Genomic DNA, 19093 nt, shown 5'->3' with positions numbered 1-19093 from the left:
AATTGTGAAAAAAATATTGCTGTTAGGTATAGGCAATGTATTGTACGCCGATGAAGGAGTCGGCGTACATTTTGTCAATTATATCAAAGACAAATACCAATTCAGCCACCAAACTGACAGCATAGATATTGTCGACGGTGGCACCCTAGCTCAAGGCCTTATTCCGATGATAAGCCAGTACGACCATTTGATTGTGGTCGATACGGTTAATAGTGTTGGTGTGGAGCCCGGTGAAGTGTACTTTTTTGATTTTGATCACGCCCCTGCTGAAATTGATTGGCAAGGCAGTGCTCATGAAGTGGAAATGCTGCAAACACTCAACATGATGGACATTGTGGGTGATAGACCTCACACGTTTGTATTAGGCGTTACCCCGACCGTGATTGAGCCAATGACTTTGGGGCTTACACCACATTTACATGCCGCCATTCCGCTAATGGAACATGCTCTGTTAACCCATTTGACCGACTTAGGGTTTAGCCAGCAGATTGTGGCTGATATTACTATTGATGAGGTGATTCCTGACGCCTATAAGCGAGGTTGCTATGTCGATGCATAACATTCGATTTGATTTTGTATGCCAACGCCATGTGCCCTTATATGAGCACTTGTGTAATCAATACCTGGAGCGTAACGAATTTAATATCAGTATTGGTGCTGAATCCGAGCCTCAAACCAGTAAAATACGTTACTTTATTGAGGCCTTTGCTACGCAAGCGCAACTTGAAGCATTAGCCGATGAGATTGCCAGTGATTTTTTGTTATCCGTTTGGTTACTTGACACCCACATTCAGCGGATTGAGCAACACAGCGGACAGCGAAAACCGTTTAAGATAAAACCGCTTTATTCTGGTTTACCGCTGTATTTTTGTCAGCATTGCCAACCACAATTTGGCGATAATCAACACCCCTCTTTTGGTGATATTAATCTGCAATGTCATCATTGTATGGGACATGAAAAACTCAGTCGTGATGAAAAATCGTTAACTCAGGCCGACATCACCGCGATGGCAAACCGCCTACTAAGCCATAAGGCTCTACCCTTACCTATTCTTGGGATCACGTTATGGTTGACCCCACCCGCGGCCATATTCTCCTCAACCATACTCCCCTCGACCATATCGCCAAATGCAGATGATCAACGCATAAACTCATCACAGACCAATGCGCCTATAACCGCAATAACCACAACAATAAAATATCAACGGCCGCGAATATTAGTCTGTAATCCGAATTCTTTGAATAGCCATTTTATTGTTAATGACAGCCAAGTGTTGGCATTATCTAGCATCGAAAAACCGTTACTAAGAGTACGACCAAGTAGTGATCACCCCAGTTTATTAGCGCCACTGTATGAAATTCAATTTGCTGAAAATCGTTTGTTAGTGATACTCACGGAAGTGTTACGCCAAAAAGGCATTAATTGGTTGCATGTCACTCATGATATTGACCAGCATACTAGCCAAGAAGCCTTGCTCAATAAGCCGCTGCGTTTGGCCAGTGTTAATCAACAATGGTTACCTATTACCACCCTAGGTAATGGCACCATACCGTTACCCACTAACGTAACCTGTTTGCATGATGAGCATCATTACCAAGATGATCTGCATACGTTTACGGTTCAAAGTTCTACAACTGACATTAATTGGCGAGTGAGTGACAACGACGCTAAACCTTCTAATTCACAGTCAGCTTCACCGTTAGCTGTACCAGCTGTTTTAGCGAGCTCTTGCGCAGATGATTCGAGCACGATCACTAACGATATTACTACCAGCTTATGTGCGTTAAATGCCGCGGTACTGCGCTGTGACCCCAATAAAAATAATCATAAAGCACAATTTGTTAAGCATGCTGCAGTATTGTATTTCAGCCAACATAATACTTGCCAAATTGTCACCCTCGACAGCCAAAGTAAGCCTGAGTTATTTTTCCAATTACCGACGTTGCCGACAACAGGTTATGAGATTTGTCATAGTTTGTCTGAGTCTCCTCAAAAAAGCCTGTTAGATAAGTTTAAACAATTATTTCCCGCCGAATATAATCAATTATTGGACCTGCACATTCAAGCCAACGATGGTGCATTGTCTCAGCTAATGGCTGTTGCTACCCTGATTATTGGTGCCTATCCAGTAGAAACCGCTCAACGTGTGACGGTAACCGAACTTGCCGATAAATTTATTGCTTTAGCGATGGCGCATCATGGCAACAATGCACCACGCATTGACTTTCCACTCACCAAAGGTGCCGCACATCGTAGCCTTAATTGGTGTAAAACATTGGGCTCGTTAATGAGTTTCAAGTTGGCAGGCGAGACTAACTTAGCAAAACTTGCGTTTGCATTTCATGACTCGTTTGCCGACTACTTAAGCCATTGGGTTGAACATTTAGATCAAAATATTGGCGTAAAGCAATTAGTGATTGCAGGAAGCGAATTTGCTAATCCGGTGTTAACTGATCGGGTGCAATTACGCATTGGTAAAAACTTTCCGCTGCTGGTTAATCCATTATTGGATTTAGATGGCGTTAATATCGCAATTGGTGGGCTATATCTCAAACAAAGACGTGGATAAAAGGTATCTTAAGGTATATCAGTTATTGCTTATCCTTGTATGAGATTGAGTCCTTATGAAACCATTACAGCAAGTTACCATTATTGTTAAAGGTATTGTACAAGGGGTTGGTTTTCGCCCCTTTGTGTTTCGTTTGGCACATCAGTTAACTTTACTCGGTAGTGTGCTGAATAATCACCTTGGGGTGACGATTGTTTTACAGGGTAATAGCGAACAGATTGAACAGTTTATCGATACATTAGCTAAATCTCCTCCGCCATTAGCGCGAATTGATGCTATTGAGGTTACTCATCAAACTCAATTAAGTTTGTTTGACAAATTTAGTATTATTGAAAGCCATGCCTCTACTGACGAACATGCAAATGTGGCTATTTCGGCCGACATGAGTATTTGCCGAGATTGTCTTAACGACATTAATGACCCTCAAAACCGCCACTATCAATATCCGTTTACTAATTGCACCAATTGCGGTCCGCGCTATACCATTATCAACGCCCTGCCATATGACCGATGCAACACCGCCATGGCTGATTTTGAGATGTGCGAAGATTGCCACGCCGCTTATACCAACCCAATGAATAGACGCTACCATGCCCAACCTGTCAGTTGCCCACATTGTGGCCCACAGTTAACCTTTAGTGTCATCAATGCTCGTGCTGAATGTCTTTATGATTCATCGATGTTAATAGCATTAGAGCAAGCCGTTGAAATGATAAACCGTGGTGGCATCATCGCCATTAAAGGTTTAGGCGGTTTTCATTTGGTGTGTGATGCCACCAATAACGATGCGGTTGCAGCCCTGCGCGAACGTAAACAACGCCTCGCCAAGCCGTTAGCGATAATGGTGACCAACTTAGCCCAAGCAAAATTATGTGTCAGCGGTACTGAAACGGAATGGCAAGTGTTAACCAGCCCTGAGAAGCCGATTACCTTGATGACCAAACGTGTTGTTAGTAATAATAACAGTGGTAATGGTAAAGATGATGGATCAGATAATGGGCCGATCACACTGAGTCCATTACTAGCGCCGGGTATTGATCGCCTTGGAGTATTTTTACCCTACACACCATTACATCATTTATTGATGCAGCGATTACAGAAACCCATTGTAGCGACTAGCGCCAATCGCAGCGGTGAACCCATTATTGGTAATCAGGCTGACATTGAACAGTATTTAAGCCATGTAGTTGATGGGATACTCGACCATAATCGGCCGATTATTAATGCTTGTGATGACAGTGTGGTACAAGTGATTGACGGGCAACTGCAAGTGATTCGATTGGCTCGCGGTTATGCGCCGCTAACCATTAATTTGCATACACCAATGCTATCAAACAGCCAAAACAGCGTGTTGGCTGTTGGCGCACAACAAAAAAACACGGTCGCATTTGGTTTTGCCGATAATTTGATTGTATCACCGCACATTGGTGATTTATTCAGCCTTGAAGCAGAGCAATATTTTAGCCGAAGCTTAGCGACGTTTAAGCGTTTGTATGACTTCAGCCCGAGTCATATTGTGCATGATAATCACCCGCAATATGCGCCGACACAATGGGCGGAAAATTACCAATCGGAACATCACCTTTTGCCATCTCATTGTATTGGCATACAACACCACTTCGCCCATGTTTTGTCGGTTATGGCGATGCACCAACGCACTGAGCAAGTATTAGGATTCAGTTTTGATGGCACAGGCTTAGGTGATGACGGTGCATTATGGGGCAGCGAAGTGATGCTGGCTGATGTTAACGGTTTTACCACTGTGGCGCACTTTAGTTGCTTTAAGCTCATTGGCGGTGAACAAGCAATTAAACACCCGGTTAGAATTCTGCTGGCATTATTGTTTGAACAGATGCCGCTTGAACAAGTACTTTTACTCCCAATTGCCGCTATAGCCGATTTGGGCAGCAAAACTGTCACTAATTTGTATCAGCTGTGGCGTAACAATAGCCATTGTATTGAATGTCGATCCGTTGGACGTTTATTTGATGCTCTTGCGGTGGCGTTAGGCTTTATTGGTAGCTCGCAGTACGAAGGCCAAGCCGGAATGATGATTGAAGCGGCAGCCAATGCCTATAATTGCAAGTCAAATATTGAACCTTTATCTGTAACACTCAACACCATAAGCGACACTGACTCACAACCAATTCAATGGCACAGTAGCGACTTTATCACTCAATTAGTTAACTGTGCTGTGGAAAGCTCACATAACCCTTTAATTAACCAACAAATATGTTGGCATTTTATCAATGTTATTAGCCAGCAATTGGATAGAATTGGGCAGCAATATCCCCAGTTACCGCAGGTATTTTGTGGTGGTGTATTTCAAAACAAAACCTTACTAAGCCAGTGCATTTATGATTGTAAACGTGGCCAACGGCAAGTTTTGCCCAGTGGCCATATTCCCATTAATGACGGTGGTATTGCATTAGGCCAATTGTGGTATGGCATACATCACATGGCGTAGGCTTAGGTGTATCAAATACTAATGACAATTTAACCACTGTAAGTAACTTGAATAGATTAATTTTTATCATAATCCGGCTAGCAGCCGGTATCGATAACGCTGCAATGCTACATCAATGTTGACCTTCAGATAATTGTGGCTTTGGTCACATAATTAACGCAATAACACTGTTGTTCACAGTGTTTATTGCAAAAACTGATGTGTATCAAAGAATCCTTAATCCACTTAACCGACACTAGTTAATAAGAATAACAACAAGGTTAAGGAACATAACATGTGTAAAGATTGCGGCTGTTCAATTACCCATGATCATGACCATACTCTTCATAGTAATCCTCAGCTTAACGATAAAAAGACCTTAGCGGTTATCCATAAAATATTGGATAAAAATGATGTCGAAGCACAACATAATCGTGATCATTTTGCGGCTCATCAGGTCAGTGCCTTTAATCTAATGAGTAGTCCTGGCAGCGGTAAAACCAGTCTTTTAGAATGTTTACATGAATACCTTGATGCTCGCTATGCCGTGATTGAAGGCGACCTTGAAACCTCACGCGATGCCGACCGTTTAATTGCCAAGGGTATCAACGCCTATCAAATTCAAACTGGCTCTGCCTGTCATCTCGATGCATTTATGGTTCACGGTGCACTGCATCACATTAATTTAGATGATGTTGATATTTGCTTCGTTGAGAACGTCGGTAATCTTGTGTGTCCTGCCAGTTATGATGTTGGCACCCATAAAAATATTGTGTTGTTATCAGTGCCTGAAGGTGACGATAAAATTGAGAAGTATCCGGTGATGTTCCGCCGAGCTGACTTAGTGGTTATCACCAAATCTGACCTACTTCCTTACTTTGACTTTAGTATTGACGAAGCCAAAGCACAGTTAAGTAAATTAAATCCAGATGTGGAATTACTCGTTGTATCAGTGAAAAATCCTGATTCGATGAAAGTATTAGCAACGTGGTTTGATGAACATAAGGAATATTAGCTATGTGCTTATCAGTACCGTCAAAAGTAGTTGAAATTCATAATGATGCAACTGTCACTGTTGATACGCTTGGTGTTAAACGTCGTGTGAGTTGTCATTTGATATGCGATCCGTTGGCGTTAGGCGACTTCGTATTGATTCATATCGGTTTTGTGATGAATAAAATTGACCACAATGATGCGCAAGAAAGCCTCGATTTATATCAACAAATTGTCGCTGAGATGGAATTGGAGTCTGAGCAATGATTAGCCTCAATGACTTTTATCAAGGGTTTCGAGATCCTCAGACTATTCGTCATTTAGCGCAATTGATAGCTCAACAAGCGGCTAAAACGACTGAGCAAATAAACATTATGGAAGTGTGTGGTGGCCACACCCATACCATTATGAAGTACGGTTTATTACAGCTTTTACCTGACAATATTCACTTTATTCACGGTCCGGGTTGCCCAGTGTGCGTTATGCCTAAAGAGCGAATTGACCATGCCGCTACCCTTGCCTCTCAAGCCGATACCATTTTAGTCACCTTGGGCGACATGATCAGAGTGCCGGGTTCAATGGGCAGCTTGGCGCAGTTTCGCGCTAAAGGCTGCGATATTAGACCTATATACGATCCATTGGATACCTTAAAAATTGCCCAGGATAATCCTGACAAAACCGTGATTTTTTTCGCTATTGGTTTTGAAACCTCAACGCCAATGACGGCCGCCTTACTGGCACAGGCTGAAGCACTGAAAATAGACAATATCTTGTTTCATATAAACCATGTGCTGGTTCCACCCGCCATTGATGCCGTGATGTCTGATAGCCGCAGTAAAGTGAACGCTTTTATCGGTCCTGCTCACGTCAGCGTGATTAGTGGGGCTCAAATCTACCAATCAACTGTCGACCAATACAAAACCCCTGTTGTGGTGTCTGGGTTTGAACCGGTAGATGTGATGGAATCCATTTTACGTATCACACGCCAAAAAGTGGCAGGCAAAGCAGAGCTAGATAACCAATACAGCCGCTCAGTGAGTTACGAGGGCAACATTGCTGCACAACAACTTGTCGACAAATATTTTATGGTCCGTGACAGCTTTCGCTGGCGTGGATTAGGGCCTATTGCTAATTCGGCACTGACACTGCGTCCTGAATATCATCATCGCGATGCCGAACGCATTTATGCAAAAGTATTGCCGACAACCGAGATTGATGACCATAAAGCCTGTATGTGTGGCGATATTTTGCGAGGCTTAGCCAACCCTAAAGACTGCAAAGTGTTTGGCCGAGGCTGCTCACCACAAACACCGCTGGGCAGCTGCATGGTTAGCTCAGAAGGTGCGTGTAATGCTTATTACCGCTATGGAGAAGTTAATCATGCCATCTAAAAAGACGATTCAACTTAGCCACGGTGGTGGCGGTAAAGAAATGGATCAATTGATCCACGATTTGTTTTTTAAAGCCTTTGATAATCCGATTTTAACTTCGCAAGAAGACGCCGCCAAATTGAATATGTGTGGTCATATTGCTTTTACCACCGACTCTTTTACCGTTTCACCGTTATTTTTTGCTGGTGGCGATATCGGTAAACTCGCGATTGCAGGCACAGTAAACGATTTAGCCATGATGGCTGCACAACCCGAATATTTAAGCTGTAGTTTTATTATTGAAGAAGGTTTTCCACTGGATGACTTAACCACTATTGTGAATAGCATGGTTGCTGAATTACACAAATCAGGCGCGCGGATAGTTTGCGGCGACACTAAAGTGGTGCCTAAAGGCTGTGCTGACGGGCTATTTATTAATACCTCTGGTGTAGGGCGTATTTTACATCCGAATATTTCAGTGCGTAATTTACAAGTGGGCGACGCCATTATTGTCTCTCGTGACATTGGTTGTCATGGTGCGGCAATTTTAATGGCCCGTGATGGCTTAACACTTGAATCTGAGTTGTGCAGTGACTGCGATACGCTATGGCCGATTGTTGAACAACTGTTGGTGGCAAATATCGATATTCATGCCATGCGAGATGCGACTCGCGGTGGTTTATCTGCGGTGCTAAATGAGTGGGCCAAAGCTTCGAACATTGGCATTGATGTTGAAGAAGCCAGCATTCCTATTTGTGATGAAGTAAAAGGCTTATGTGAGTTATTTGGCTTTGAACCTTTCGATTTAGCCAATGAGGGCACCTTTATTATGGCATTGCCAATGGATGTCGCCGAAGGGGCTATTGAGGTGATGCAGCGCTATGGACATTGTGAACACGCAGCAATTATTGGCCATGTTACCGAACGCTATCCTGGAAAAGTGGTGCTACAAACACCTTGGGGCAGCAGTCGCTATTTAGATTTACCACAAGGTGAATTACTGCCAAGGATTTGTTAATGCATGAATACTCGATTGTGATGTCATTAATGGAACAATGCGAAGCGCTTGCACAGCTGCATAAAGCCACACGAATTGAACAAGTTGAACTAAAAATTGGGGTGTTAAGTGGCGTAGAGCCAACCTTATTGTCGACAGCTTTTGAAACGTTTAAATTAGACAGTGTTTGTCACGAGGCAAGATTAATTATTAATGTTCAGCCATTAGTGTTGCAGTGCAATCAATGCGAACAACAATCGCAAGTAGATGAACGAACCATTGTTTGCCCCATTTGCCAGTCAAATAAAACCACCGTGATTGACGGTGAAGACATGATGCTAATGCAGCTTGTCATGGACACATAACACAATATTTATCAAATAGTTATATTAAAATACCCTAACCTAATAACCAGAGTAACCTTACAAATACAAGGACAACACCATGAAATATTTATCAATTGCCTTTATCCTTGCCACTATTCCATCTATTGCTATGGCGCATGAGGGACATGGTGGTGTTGGACTGTTTCATCATTTAATTCAATTAACACCCGCCATTGCTCTTGTGGCAGTTGTAGCGTTTATCTATTGGAAGCGCAGTAAGTAATTGCCCAACCTGTAGTCAACACGTTCTGCGATGCTAAAGCTAAAATAGTTTGCTAGATCAACGCGATTAAACGTTGGTTATTTACCTTGGTTAGCACAACGCTTGAAACGCTGCTTAAAACCTTGATGATATAAAGGCTGCCAAACAAATAAGCCTTCCATCGGAAGGCTTATTATCTTGTTGCATTGCAAATGTAGACTTAGAACATTTCTGCAGGCATTGCCATTATCGATTTATCACCCTGATTAACTTGTGATAAATGATACTGAGATTTTGATAATAGCTTATCCATATAGAAGTCAGCCACAAACTGCTTTTGGGCAGCAAAGCTAGCATCTTCATGACTTGATGCCTTGTCAGCCATCAATAGCCAGAAGTAACCGTATAAGGCATAACCAAAGGCATCTAAGAAGTCGACAGCACAAGCGTTAACTAATGCTGGTTGAGTTTTCTTGTTGTCATTGACGTAGTTAGCTGTTGTGAGTAACTCCGCAAACACTTGGCTTACCATCGCTTTATGCTCAGTATTAGCCTGAGTTAATTGCGCAATACTTGCATTCACTTCAGCAACAAATTCAGTCAAAGTGGCGACATTATCGTAAGTAATTTTACGGCCTAAAAAGTCGATAGCTTGAATACCGTTAGTGCCTTCGTATATTTGTGCAATACGGGTATCACGAACAAATTGCTCGATACCGGTTTCACGAATATAACCATGACCGCCAAACACTTGCTGACCCATAACCGTGGCATCTAAACCGCGGTCGGTTAGAAATGCTTTTGAAACAGGTGTAAGCAAACCAACGTACCTAGCCGCTTTAGCTTGCACATCGCCACTGGCATACTTTGCTAAATCCAACTGCTTACCGGTATAAACCGATAATGCTCGGCCCGCTTCCGTCATCGCACGGATAGTGAGTAACATGCGGCGTACATCGCCATGCACAATAATAGGATCGGACGTTGCGCCAGTCGCTGAACCTGCAGCAGCAACACCCTGTAGGCGATCTTTAGCATAGTCGGTGGCCATTTGATAAGCCGCTTGTGCGTTACCTAGACCTTGTAAACCAATGGCTAAACGCTCGTAGTTCATCATAGTGAACATACACACTAAACCGCGGTCGGGCTCGCCAACTAAGAAGCCTTTGGCGTTATCATAGTTCATCACACAGGTAGCTGACGCTTTAAGACCCATTTTGTGTTCAATAGAACCCACCGTAACACCATTGGCTTCGCCTAAGCTACCATCGGCATTAACGCTGATTTTAGGCACGACAAACAATGATATGCCATTCGAGCCTGAAAGTTTTGCGAGTACTAAATGAATGACGTTTTCAGTTAAATCATGATCGCCGCCGGTAATAAAAATCTTGTTACCGGTAATAGAATAACTGCCATCATCTAGCGGTTCTGCTTTGGTACGAATACCTTTTAAATCAGAACCAGCATGTGGCTCAGTCATGTCCATTGCACCAGCCCATTGGCCAGAATATAAATTAGGTAAATAAGTTTGTTTTAATTCTTCATTGGCATGTGCATTAATACATAACGCTGCACCAGCGGTCAGTGAGTTATATAACGTAAACGAATTACACGAGCTGTAATTCATTTCATCCACTAACACGCCAAGCATTTTTGGCATGCCCATGCCACCAAAATCTGACTCACCACAAAGCCCTACCCAGCCGCCTTCTGAAAACTGCTGATACACTTCTTTAAAGCCATCAGGAGTAATAATGTCATTACCTTTATGAACCACACCTTGCTCATCACCACTGCGATTTAAAGGGTGAAGCAGATCACGGCTGATCTTATTCGCTTCATCTAGAATGGCTAATGCAGTATCCATGTCGACAACATCTGCCATAGCTGGAAGTTGTTCCCATGTAGCTTGGGCATCAAATACCTGTTCTAACAAGAATTGCATGTCCTTTAACGGGGCTTGGTATGGGTTCATAAGAGTCTCTTAAACAAATAATTAAAACAGTTGTTTTAATTTATACTAAAGCGCTACAAAAAGAAAAGCTTTTTAGCAATTATCTAACCATAATTTGACGAATGTCGGCTAGAGCGAGCCTTTATCTCGATAGTTTACGTTTCTCAGCCCAATAGGGTTCCAATGAGTTACAATTAGCCGTACGATCCTTGAGTTAGCAGCTTATTTGATTGAGATCTAAGGCCATTTTGAACTTTATTTGATGACCCAATAGGTCCAAACCCAAGTATTAAGCCCGAGTATTAAACCCGAGTATTAAACCCGAGTATTAAACCCGAGTATTAAACCACAGAATTAAACACGAATATTAAACTCTAGTAATAAACCATAGCGAACAGCACTTTTATGCATACACGTACTGACGAGATCCCCCCATCATCTTCCCTATCTGAGCACTATCAACAGATCACCGTCATTGGTAATGCACATGGCGATTGGCAACCTGCCGACATTGGACATACTTTTATTTTCAATGGGACTGAACATGATGCCGATAACGTTATTAACATTTGTAATGGTCCTTATGCTGGTTCGCATCAGGCCTTCGTTGTCAGTAATAGTTTAGATGACAATCAGTTAGTTTCATTGCTAACCGAAGTGGGTGAGAAACTCGAAGGACAACTTAACTGCTGGCCATCTTCGGGATTGGTGACCATTTTATTGATGTCGTTGATGGCAAAACAGGTCAATGTACAACGTATGTCTTTATTACCGTCTTTAGCGAGACCCAATGACATGCCTGCTTCAGAGCATTTGCCTTGCATGGTGCATAATTGGTTAGGTGAGCGTCGTATTGCATTAGGTTTGCAACTCACCAGTAATAATATTCAGTGGCCCGAATTGTTTGTAGATGATGCCTCTATCCTATTGCTTCACGAAGCTGAACCCGTTGATATTAATCCGTTTGAGGTTCTATTGAGTGATGCGGTTCGTCGACGCCAAAATGAAGTGTTGACCCCAGATAACGCTGATCCGCAATTTAAAACCGCCCAGCGCTTAGCCTTGCAAGTGACGACTGAACAACCTGACAATCTTGATGTGCAATATGCGTTGTTAGCCGCCTTGAGTAACTTACCGAGCGTGCAATGGTTAACCTATGCTAACCAAAGCGATCTCATCATGGCAGAGTCTTTGTTTTATAATCAGTATCCACAAACAGCCAGTTATTGGTACCTTATCGATAATCAAGCATCACAATACTTAGATACTATCCGCCATCACCTTGCTTATTGTCAGCAAGTTATCGCGTTAACGGCAAAACAGGCAAATGCAGACTCGTAAAGTATTGGTTAACACCAAACAAAAACGCCTCTATTTAGAGGCGTTTTGTTGTTAATGATTAATTGTTAATGGTAACCACTTACCACATTAAATCATCTGGAATTGCATAATCTGCATATGGGTCATCGGCTCCACTCACCTGCTCAACAGAATCTTTAGCGGCTTTATCCCATAAGTAACCACACCATTGTGGAACAAGTAACTTCACTCGTTCTGCGAGCTTATGCGGCACGATGTAGGTTTTATCTTCATAACGGACTATGCCTAAACTGCCATTGAGTAAATCAGCTTGGATTTTATCGGTAATATAAACCGAATAAATTTTGTTTTCTAAGGTGAAGTTAAACTTAAGCTCAGCATCACGGGCTACGGTAATAGCAAACTTAGAAAACTCGCTGATTAAACCACGTACTTGACCTTTTTCAGATGCTTCAGCAAAGCGCTTTTCATTCAATGCTTTATCTTTTTTCGCTTGTTGCAACTTTTGCTCAGCAATTTGTTGCTTGAGCTCTGAACTGCCGTCATCAACTTTGGCTTTTTTGTCACGACGCTTTTGTGTTTTTGCATCGCGTACTTTTTGTTTACTGGCAAGACCTGCTTTAAGCAGTTGATCTTGTAATGCATTTGCCATGTTATTTACCTTTAAATTTATCGATTTTTATAAACCGTGCTTGGCGGCTATGTCGCCTAATTCTGTCATTGCAATACTGGCTCCACCCAATGACCAACCACCATCAACAGGCAAAACAACACCGGTAATGTATGACGCCATGTCTGATGCAAGGAACAAAGCTGCATTAGCAATATCTTGGCCTTTACCATTGCGTTTTAGCGGCACACTATTAGCCACTCGTTGTTGCAGTTCCTCACTGGGTGCTAAGCGATTAAAGCCTTCGGTATCTTCTATTGGACCAGGTACGATAGAGTTAATTCGTATCCCTTCAACACCCCACTCTAACGCTAATGTACGAGTCAACATATCGACTCCGGCTTTAGCGGCGCAAACATGCACTTGTAACGGCATCGCGATATACGCTTGTGGTGCGGAAATTTGAATAATGCTGCCATTCGGGCGAGATAACAATGGATAAGCTTGTTTCAATACTTGAAAACTGCCAATTAAATCAATATCTATAACCGATTTAAAGCCATTGTTCGACAGCTTTGCGGCACTGGCCGGAAAGTTACCCGCTGCGCCACTCACTAACACATCAATATGACCGTAAAGGTCAGCAATTTTTGCAAAACCAACCGTTAATGCATCGTTGTCACGTACATCGAAACTGACACCTAAATGTTTGGCGTTCGGGTTAGCTTGGCTCAGTAATTCTACCGCAGCATTAACCTTATCAATACTGCGACTTGCGACCGCAACATTGGCGCCAGCAGTAGCAAATTGAATCGCAACTTGAAGGTTAATGCCAGATGTACCGCCAACCACAACAACATTTTTGCCTGTGTAATCAAACCCTGTTCTATCAAACCCTTTGTCATCAAACATAGTCATCCCTTATTTCTGTGTGATTTGGTTAATGTAGATAAGTTTCCTTTACCCACTAGATTGACCAAGTCCATGACTCAGTCAATTTAGCCGTTAGCGCGATAACAAATCAAACATGCAGTGATTGATAAATAGCTTTAAGTGCTGCTAATGGATCGGCTGCTTGAGTGATAGGTCGACCAATCACCAAATAATCTGACCCTGCCGCAATGGCCTGGGGTGGTGTCATGACGCGATGTTGATCACCAGCATCACTGCCTGCGGGTCTAATCCCCGGCGTGACTAAGGTAAAATCTTGTCCAAATGATGATTTAAGTAATTTAGCTTCTTGAGCGGAACACACAACCCCGTCTAACTCTGCTTGATGAGTCAATTTGGCTAAACGTAGTACATGTTCAAATGCAGGGACATTAATACCAAGTAATACTAAATCTTCATCTGACATCGATGTTAATACGGTAACGGCTATCAATATTGGTGCATCTTCGCCAAATGGTATCAATGCTTTTTTGGCTGCCTGCATCATGGCTAAGCCGCCACTTGCATGCACATTGGTCATCCACACGCCTAAATCAGCGGCGGCGGCAACGGCTTTTGCAACCGTATTGGGAATATCATGAAATTTTAAATCAAGAAATAAATCAAAATTACGACTGTGGATGTCTTTAACCAGATCGGGTCCGAATAACGTAAACATCTCTTTGCCGATTTTTAAACGACACATATCTGGGTCAAGTTTATCAATAAAGGTTAATGCGTCATTTTTATTGTCATAGTCGAGGGCGACTACAATGGATTTATCAGTCATTAGGACTCCAGCGGCAATAGCTTGTGTTAATGCATTTATTATAGGGATTCTATCTTGTGATGGCGACGTTATTCGCCATCGAGGCCTTTTATTCGCTTGATACTGCCCCACTGTTTACACGATGGACAATGCCAATACAAACCGTGAGAAGGGAAACCACAGGCAGTACAGCGATAACTAGGGCGGAATTTAATTTGTTGTTCAACAAGTTGTTCAAGCATGGACAGACTTTGTTTGGCTTGACCATCTTCAGCTTGTTTAATGTGTAATTTCATTAAATGCTGAAAGCCTTTCATGGTCGGATGACGATATAAATTATCGAGCATCATGGTTTCAGCACTTTGATGCTGGCCGAGGCTAATTTTATGTTCGGCGAGTGCAACTACTACACTGGCTCCCGCGCCATCAGCAATCGCTTTGGCGAGCAGCTCATGAAAACCATTTGGATCTTGGGTATCTCGATACACTTGCTTTGCAATTGAAACACCATCGGCAAATAAATTAATATCGGCCACTTTTAACTCTTGTAGCGCCTGCTTACATAGCTCAAATTGGCCTGCATCAAGATACATTTTAGCTAAGGTTAACCAAGCACGGCCGCATTGGGCGTCTTGTTTAATGGCTTGTTGTAGTTTTTTGATTTTATCAGCATCATTATTGGCTTCATCAGCTAGCTGACAATAAAAATGGGCCGTGGTGCATTTAAGCACTTGCTGACGTTTACGAGGTAGGCGCTTAGTGATATTGATGGCGTCTTGCCATTCTTTAGTCACTTGGTAGATTAACAGCAATTGTGTTTCAGCTTCTTCACTGTGGTCATCTTGGCTGACTAAGTTAATAAAGATTTCTTCAGCACGGTCATAAAAACCTGCAGCCATATAATCTTTACCTAACTCCATCATCGCAATGTCACGCTGCTCATTGGTTAAGCTGGGCCTAGCAATCAAGTTTTGATGGATGCGAATGGAACGATCCACTTCACCACGTTTACGAAATAACGAACCTAACGATAAATGGGTGTCGATAGTTTCATCGTCAACATCGAGCATGCTGATGAATAAATCAACCGCTTTGTCAGACTCGTTCGACAGTAAAAAGTTAAGCCCAGTAAAATAATCTCGGCTTAATTTTTTAGTCTGCTGGCTATCGCTATGACGAATACTGCGTCGTCCCATGTACCATCCATAACCGGCAGCGATAGGCAATAACAAGAACAAGATTTCTAGCATACTAGGCGGCTTGATCCTTAGGCGTTACAACTACACTGGTTGCATCCGCAGCGGTGAGCTTTTTAAGCGCTTTGTTACTTTTACGCAATGCGAGTTTTAACTTTACGATGTGATAACTTGCAAATATCCAGCTGATAATAAACCCGCTGAAAAATACCACCGCAAGCACCATAGGCAATCGATACTGCCCTTCAGCAATAAAGTAACTTAAGGTTACGACTTGTTCATTTTTAGCGCCAAATAATAATGCTAGAACAAACATCAATCCAACCAGTACAACGACAATAAATGATCTCACGCTATTCTCCATGAAGGTGCATCAATATAATGATTATCCAAGAAATTTACTGGGCTGACCAGCATTGACTGCCATTAGATACAAAAAAGCCTCCAATAGGAGGCTTTTTATTCAAGCGTTAATCAAGGATTAACAGCATCGACACGTTCGCGCAGCTCTTTTCCCGGCTTAAAGTGCGGTACATACTTGCCTTCCAAGTCAACAGAGGTTCCTGTTTTTGGATTACGACCCGTACGAGGCGCACGATAGTGAAGTGAAAAACTACCAAATCCACGGATTTCTATACGATCACCGGTTTCTAATGTTGTCGCCATTTGCTCCAACATTTCTTTGATTGCACTTTCCACTTCTTTCGCCGACAGTTGCGACTGCCTAGTGGCGAGTTTTTCGATAAGTTCAGATTTTGTCATCTTAGCTATCCCATATTATCAAGCCAAACACAGTCGCCTAATGGGGACAAGGTCCCCATACAACAGACGATTTTCGATTACTTACGAGCTGCTTTGAAGGCTTCAGCCATTGCGCTGCTCATTACAACATCGTCTTGCTTGTTCAAAGTAGCGATCGCTTCTTTCTGTTCAGCTTCATCTTTCGCTTTGATAGATAAGCTGATAGAACGGTTCTTACGATCTACACCCATGAACTTAGCTTCGATTGCATCACCAACTGAGTATACAGTAGATGCGTCTTCGATGCGATCTGCAGAGATGTCAGCTACACGAATGTAACCTTCAACTGTTTCTGCTAATTCAACTGTAACACCTTTTGCGTCAACAGCAGAAACAGTACCGTGAACTACGGTGCCTTTCTTCTTGTCAGCTAAGTATGCGTTGAATGGATCATCTTCAGTTTGCTTAACACCTAGGCTGATGCGCTCACGCTCTGGGTCTACTGAAAGAACTACAGCGTGGATCTCATCGCCTTTCTTGTATTCAGAAACTGCGTCTTCGCCAGTACCGTTCCAAGAAATGTCAGATAAGTGAACAAGACCATCGATTCCACCGTCAAGACCGATAAAGATACCGAAGTCAGTGATTGACTTGATCTTACCAGATACTTTGTCGCCTTTGTTGTAACGAGTTGCGAAGTCATCCCATGGGTTAACTTTACACTGTTTAAGGCCTAGAGAAATACGACGACGCTCTTCATCGATGTCTAGTACTAACACTTCAACTTCATCACCTAAGTTAACAACTTTAGATGGGTGAATGTTCTTGTTAGTCCAATCCATTTCAGAAACGTGTACTAAACCTTCAACACCTTCTTCGATTTCAACGAAACAACCGTAGTCAGTTAGGTTAGTTACGCGACCAGTAAGACGTGTGCTTTCTGGGTAGCGCTTGCTGATTTCTAACCATGGATCTTCGCCAAGTTGCTTAAGACCTAGTGATACGCGAGTACGTTCACGGTCATACTTAAGAACTTTAACGTTGATTTCGTCACCAACATTAACGATTTCAGATGGGTGCTTAACACGTTTCCAAGCCATATCAGTGATATGTAAAAGACCGTCAACACCACCTAAGTCTACGAATGCACCGTAGTCAGTAAGGTTTTTAACGATACCTTTAACAGCTTGACCTTCTTGTAGATTCTCAAGAAGAGTATCACGTTCAGCACTGCTTTCAGATTCGATAACTGCACGACGAGAAACAACAACGTTGTTGCGCTTCTGGTCAAGCTTGATAACTTTGAATTCTAATTCTTTGTACTCTAAGTGAGCGGTGTCGCGAACTGGGCGCACGTCAACTAGAGAACCTGGTAAGAAGGCACGGATACCGTTTAATTCAACAGTGAAACCACCTTTAACTTTACCATTGATGATACCGATTACAGTTTCAGCATCTTCGTACGCTTTTTCTAGAACGATCCAAGCTTCATGACGCTTAGCTTTTTCGCGAGACAATTGAGTCTCACCGAAACCATCTTCAACAGAGTCAAGGGCTACGTCAACTTCATCACCTACTTGGATTTCTAAAACGCCTTGTGCGTTTTTGAATTCGTCAGCATTGATTGGGCTTTCAGACTTAAGACCAGCGTCAACAAGTACCATACCGTTTTCGATGGCAACAACTGTACCACGGACGATAGAACCTGGACGGAACTCTAGGGTTTGAAGGGATTGTTCAAATAGATCAGCAAAAGATTCAGTCATGTTTTAGGTTACTTTCATTAAATAAACCACCATCCATCCTAGATGTGGAGTCTAGTAATATTATTCGTGTCATCCTTAACACGAATACCTACTGCACAATAATCGACCATTCGATTACGCAACAGTAATTTTTTGTCCAACGTATTCAAGTACTTGCTTCAATACATCTTCAATACCTATGCCGCTTGTATCAATAACAAGTGCATCATCAGCTGGGACTAGAGGCGAAGCGGCGCGATTGATATCACGGTCGTCTCGTTCAATAATTTCAGCTAAAAGGCGATCGATTTTAACATCGAAGCCCTTGTCCTGCAACTGATTATAGCGTCTTTGCGCACGTTCTTCAGCAGACGCAGTTAAAAATATTTTTACTGGTGCTTTAGAAAAAACCACTGTGCCCATGTCGCGTCCGTCGGCAACAAGTCCTGGAGCGGCACAAAATGCACGTTGACGGCGTAATAATGCCTCACGTACGCGTGGTAATGCAGCCACTTTTGAGGCAGCATTTGAGCATTCTTGTGTTCGAATGGTGGTGGTAACATCTTCACCTTCGAGAATCACTTTAATGGCATCTGCCTCGGTGCCCGTTAAAAATTGAACATCAAGGTGTGCAGCCAATAAGGTCAGTGCTTCTTCGTTTTCTAGCTCAACATCATGATGAATAGCGGCTAAGGCTAAAACACGATAAATCGCACCACTGTCTAACAAATGCCACCCTAAATGTTGTGCCAACAATTGGCATATCGTCCCTTTCCCTGCACCGCTTGGGCCATCTACTGTGATCACTGGAGATCGTTCAGACATAATTTCCTCCGAAAATAATCTATCTTCCTTGAAAAG

19 protein-coding genes are annotated in these 19093 nt (G+C 42.6%); 10 read left to right on the top strand and 9 right to left on the bottom strand.

Features of this window, described 5'->3' with window-relative positions:
* Positions 1-4: 4 nt before the first annotated feature.
* From AAEY97_RS05800 to AAEY97_RS05760, 9 genes are all read left to right on the top strand, one after another.
* On the top strand, positions 5-559 hold the full coding sequence (locus AAEY97_RS05800) for a HyaD/HybD family hydrogenase maturation endopeptidase (RefSeq protein ID WP_101087100.1): 555 nt from the start codon (positions 5-7) through the stop codon (positions 557-559).
* Positions 546-2570 (top strand): NiFe hydrogenase, encoded by a 2025-nt coding sequence (locus AAEY97_RS05795; RefSeq protein ID WP_350997198.1) that lies wholly within the window; start codon positions 546-548, stop codon positions 2568-2570. The genes AAEY97_RS05800 and AAEY97_RS05795 overlap by 14 nt, the downstream gene beginning before the upstream one ends.
* Before the next feature lie 55 nt (positions 2571-2625).
* Complete coding sequence (gene hypF, locus AAEY97_RS05790; RefSeq protein ID WP_350997195.1) at positions 2626-5037, top strand: carbamoyltransferase HypF; 2412 nt, start codon at positions 2626-2628, stop codon at positions 5035-5037.
* A 274-nt stretch (positions 5038-5311) separates the two neighbouring features.
* A complete protein-coding gene (hypB, locus tag AAEY97_RS05785; protein ID WP_059743617.1) occupies positions 5312-6031 on the top strand; it encodes a hydrogenase nickel incorporation protein HypB in 720 nt (239 codons plus the stop codon).
* Between the two features lie 2 nt (positions 6032-6033).
* A complete protein-coding gene (locus tag AAEY97_RS05780) occupies positions 6034-6276 on the top strand; it encodes a HypC/HybG/HupF family hydrogenase formation chaperone (RefSeq protein ID WP_162023211.1) in 243 nt (80 codons plus the stop codon).
* Entirely contained in the window at positions 6273-7400 is a 1128-nt protein-coding gene (gene hypD / locus AAEY97_RS05775; RefSeq protein WP_162023212.1) for a hydrogenase formation protein HypD, read from the top strand. The genes AAEY97_RS05780 and hypD overlap by 4 nt, the downstream gene beginning before the upstream one ends.
* Positions 7390-8397 carry a hydrogenase expression/formation protein HypE gene (hypE, locus tag AAEY97_RS05770; RefSeq protein ID WP_350997404.1) on the top strand — a complete coding sequence of 336 codons (1008 nt, stop codon included), beginning with the start codon at positions 7390-7392 and terminating at the stop codon, positions 8395-8397. Before hypD ends, hypE begins: the two co-directional genes overlap by 11 nt.
* Positions 8397-8741, top strand: coding sequence for a hydrogenase maturation nickel metallochaperone HypA/HybF (locus AAEY97_RS05765; protein ID WP_162023214.1), 345 nt, complete (start codon positions 8397-8399; stop codon positions 8739-8741). The genes hypE and AAEY97_RS05765 overlap by 1 nt, the downstream gene beginning before the upstream one ends.
* 79 nt (positions 8742-8820) lie before the next feature.
* Complete coding sequence (locus AAEY97_RS05760) at positions 8821-8985, top strand: hypothetical protein (RefSeq protein ID WP_174839639.1); 165 nt, start codon at positions 8821-8823, stop codon at positions 8983-8985.
* A gap of 199 nt (positions 8986-9184) precedes the next feature.
* Here AAEY97_RS05760 and AAEY97_RS05755 read toward each other — a convergent pair whose 3' ends face one another.
* Complete coding sequence (locus tag AAEY97_RS05755) at positions 9185-10942, bottom strand: acyl-CoA dehydrogenase C-terminal domain-containing protein (RefSeq protein WP_162023215.1); 1758 nt, start codon at positions 10940-10942, stop codon at positions 9185-9187.
* A gap of 384 nt (positions 10943-11326) precedes the next feature.
* Between AAEY97_RS05755 and AAEY97_RS05750 the strand changes: the two genes are divergently transcribed.
* Positions 11327-12262, top strand: coding sequence for a hypothetical protein (locus tag AAEY97_RS05750; protein ID WP_350997189.1), 936 nt, complete (start codon positions 11327-11329; stop codon positions 12260-12262).
* A 79-nt stretch (positions 12263-12341) separates the two neighbouring features.
* On the opposite strand, the gene AAEY97_RS05745 is transcribed toward AAEY97_RS05750, so the two are convergent.
* The 8 genes from AAEY97_RS05745 to cmk form a co-directional block, all read right to left on the bottom strand.
* Positions 12342-12893, bottom strand: coding sequence for a DUF2058 domain-containing protein (locus AAEY97_RS05745; protein ID WP_101087092.1), 552 nt, complete (start codon positions 12891-12893; stop codon positions 12342-12344).
* 27 nt (positions 12894-12920) lie between these two features.
* Positions 12921-13763, bottom strand: coding sequence for an SDR family oxidoreductase (locus AAEY97_RS05740; protein ID WP_101087091.1), 843 nt, complete (start codon positions 13761-13763; stop codon positions 12921-12923).
* A 109-nt stretch (positions 13764-13872) separates the two neighbouring features.
* Positions 13873-14571: an orotidine-5'-phosphate decarboxylase gene (gene pyrF / locus AAEY97_RS05735; RefSeq protein WP_335691994.1), complete on the bottom strand. Its 699-nt coding sequence runs from the start codon at positions 14569-14571 to the stop codon at positions 13873-13875.
* A 68-nt stretch (positions 14572-14639) separates the two neighbouring features.
* Positions 14640-15800 carry a lipopolysaccharide assembly protein LapB gene (lapB, locus tag AAEY97_RS05730; RefSeq protein ID WP_101087089.1) on the bottom strand — a complete coding sequence of 387 codons (1161 nt, stop codon included), beginning with the start codon at positions 15798-15800 and terminating at the stop codon, positions 14640-14642.
* 1 nt (position 15801) lies between these two features.
* Positions 15802-16098 (bottom strand): LapA family protein, encoded by a 297-nt coding sequence (locus AAEY97_RS05725; protein WP_162023219.1) that lies wholly within the window; start codon positions 16096-16098, stop codon positions 15802-15804.
* A 122-nt stretch (positions 16099-16220) separates the two neighbouring features.
* Positions 16221-16508, bottom strand: coding sequence for an integration host factor subunit beta (gene ihfB / locus AAEY97_RS05720; RefSeq protein ID WP_011637578.1), 288 nt, complete (start codon positions 16506-16508; stop codon positions 16221-16223).
* A gap of 77 nt (positions 16509-16585) precedes the next feature.
* Complete coding sequence (rpsA, locus tag AAEY97_RS05715) at positions 16586-18253, bottom strand: 30S ribosomal protein S1 (protein WP_059743635.1); 1668 nt, start codon at positions 18251-18253, stop codon at positions 16586-16588.
* Positions 18254-18367: 114 nt separating this feature from the next.
* The gene (gene cmk / locus AAEY97_RS05710) at positions 18368-19057 is read right to left on the bottom strand and encodes a (d)CMP kinase (protein ID WP_101087087.1); all 690 of its coding nucleotides are present in this window, start codon (positions 19055-19057) and stop codon (positions 18368-18370) included.
* Positions 19058-19093 lie beyond the last annotated feature (36 nt).

Source organism: Shewanella sp. TB7-MNA-CIBAN-0143, assembly GCF_040310065.1.
Taxonomy (GTDB): domain Bacteria; phylum Pseudomonadota; class Gammaproteobacteria; order Enterobacterales; family Shewanellaceae; genus Shewanella.
The sequence above is the reverse complement of the archived record's forward strand: the minus strand, read 5'-3'. Positions and strand labels throughout refer to the sequence as shown.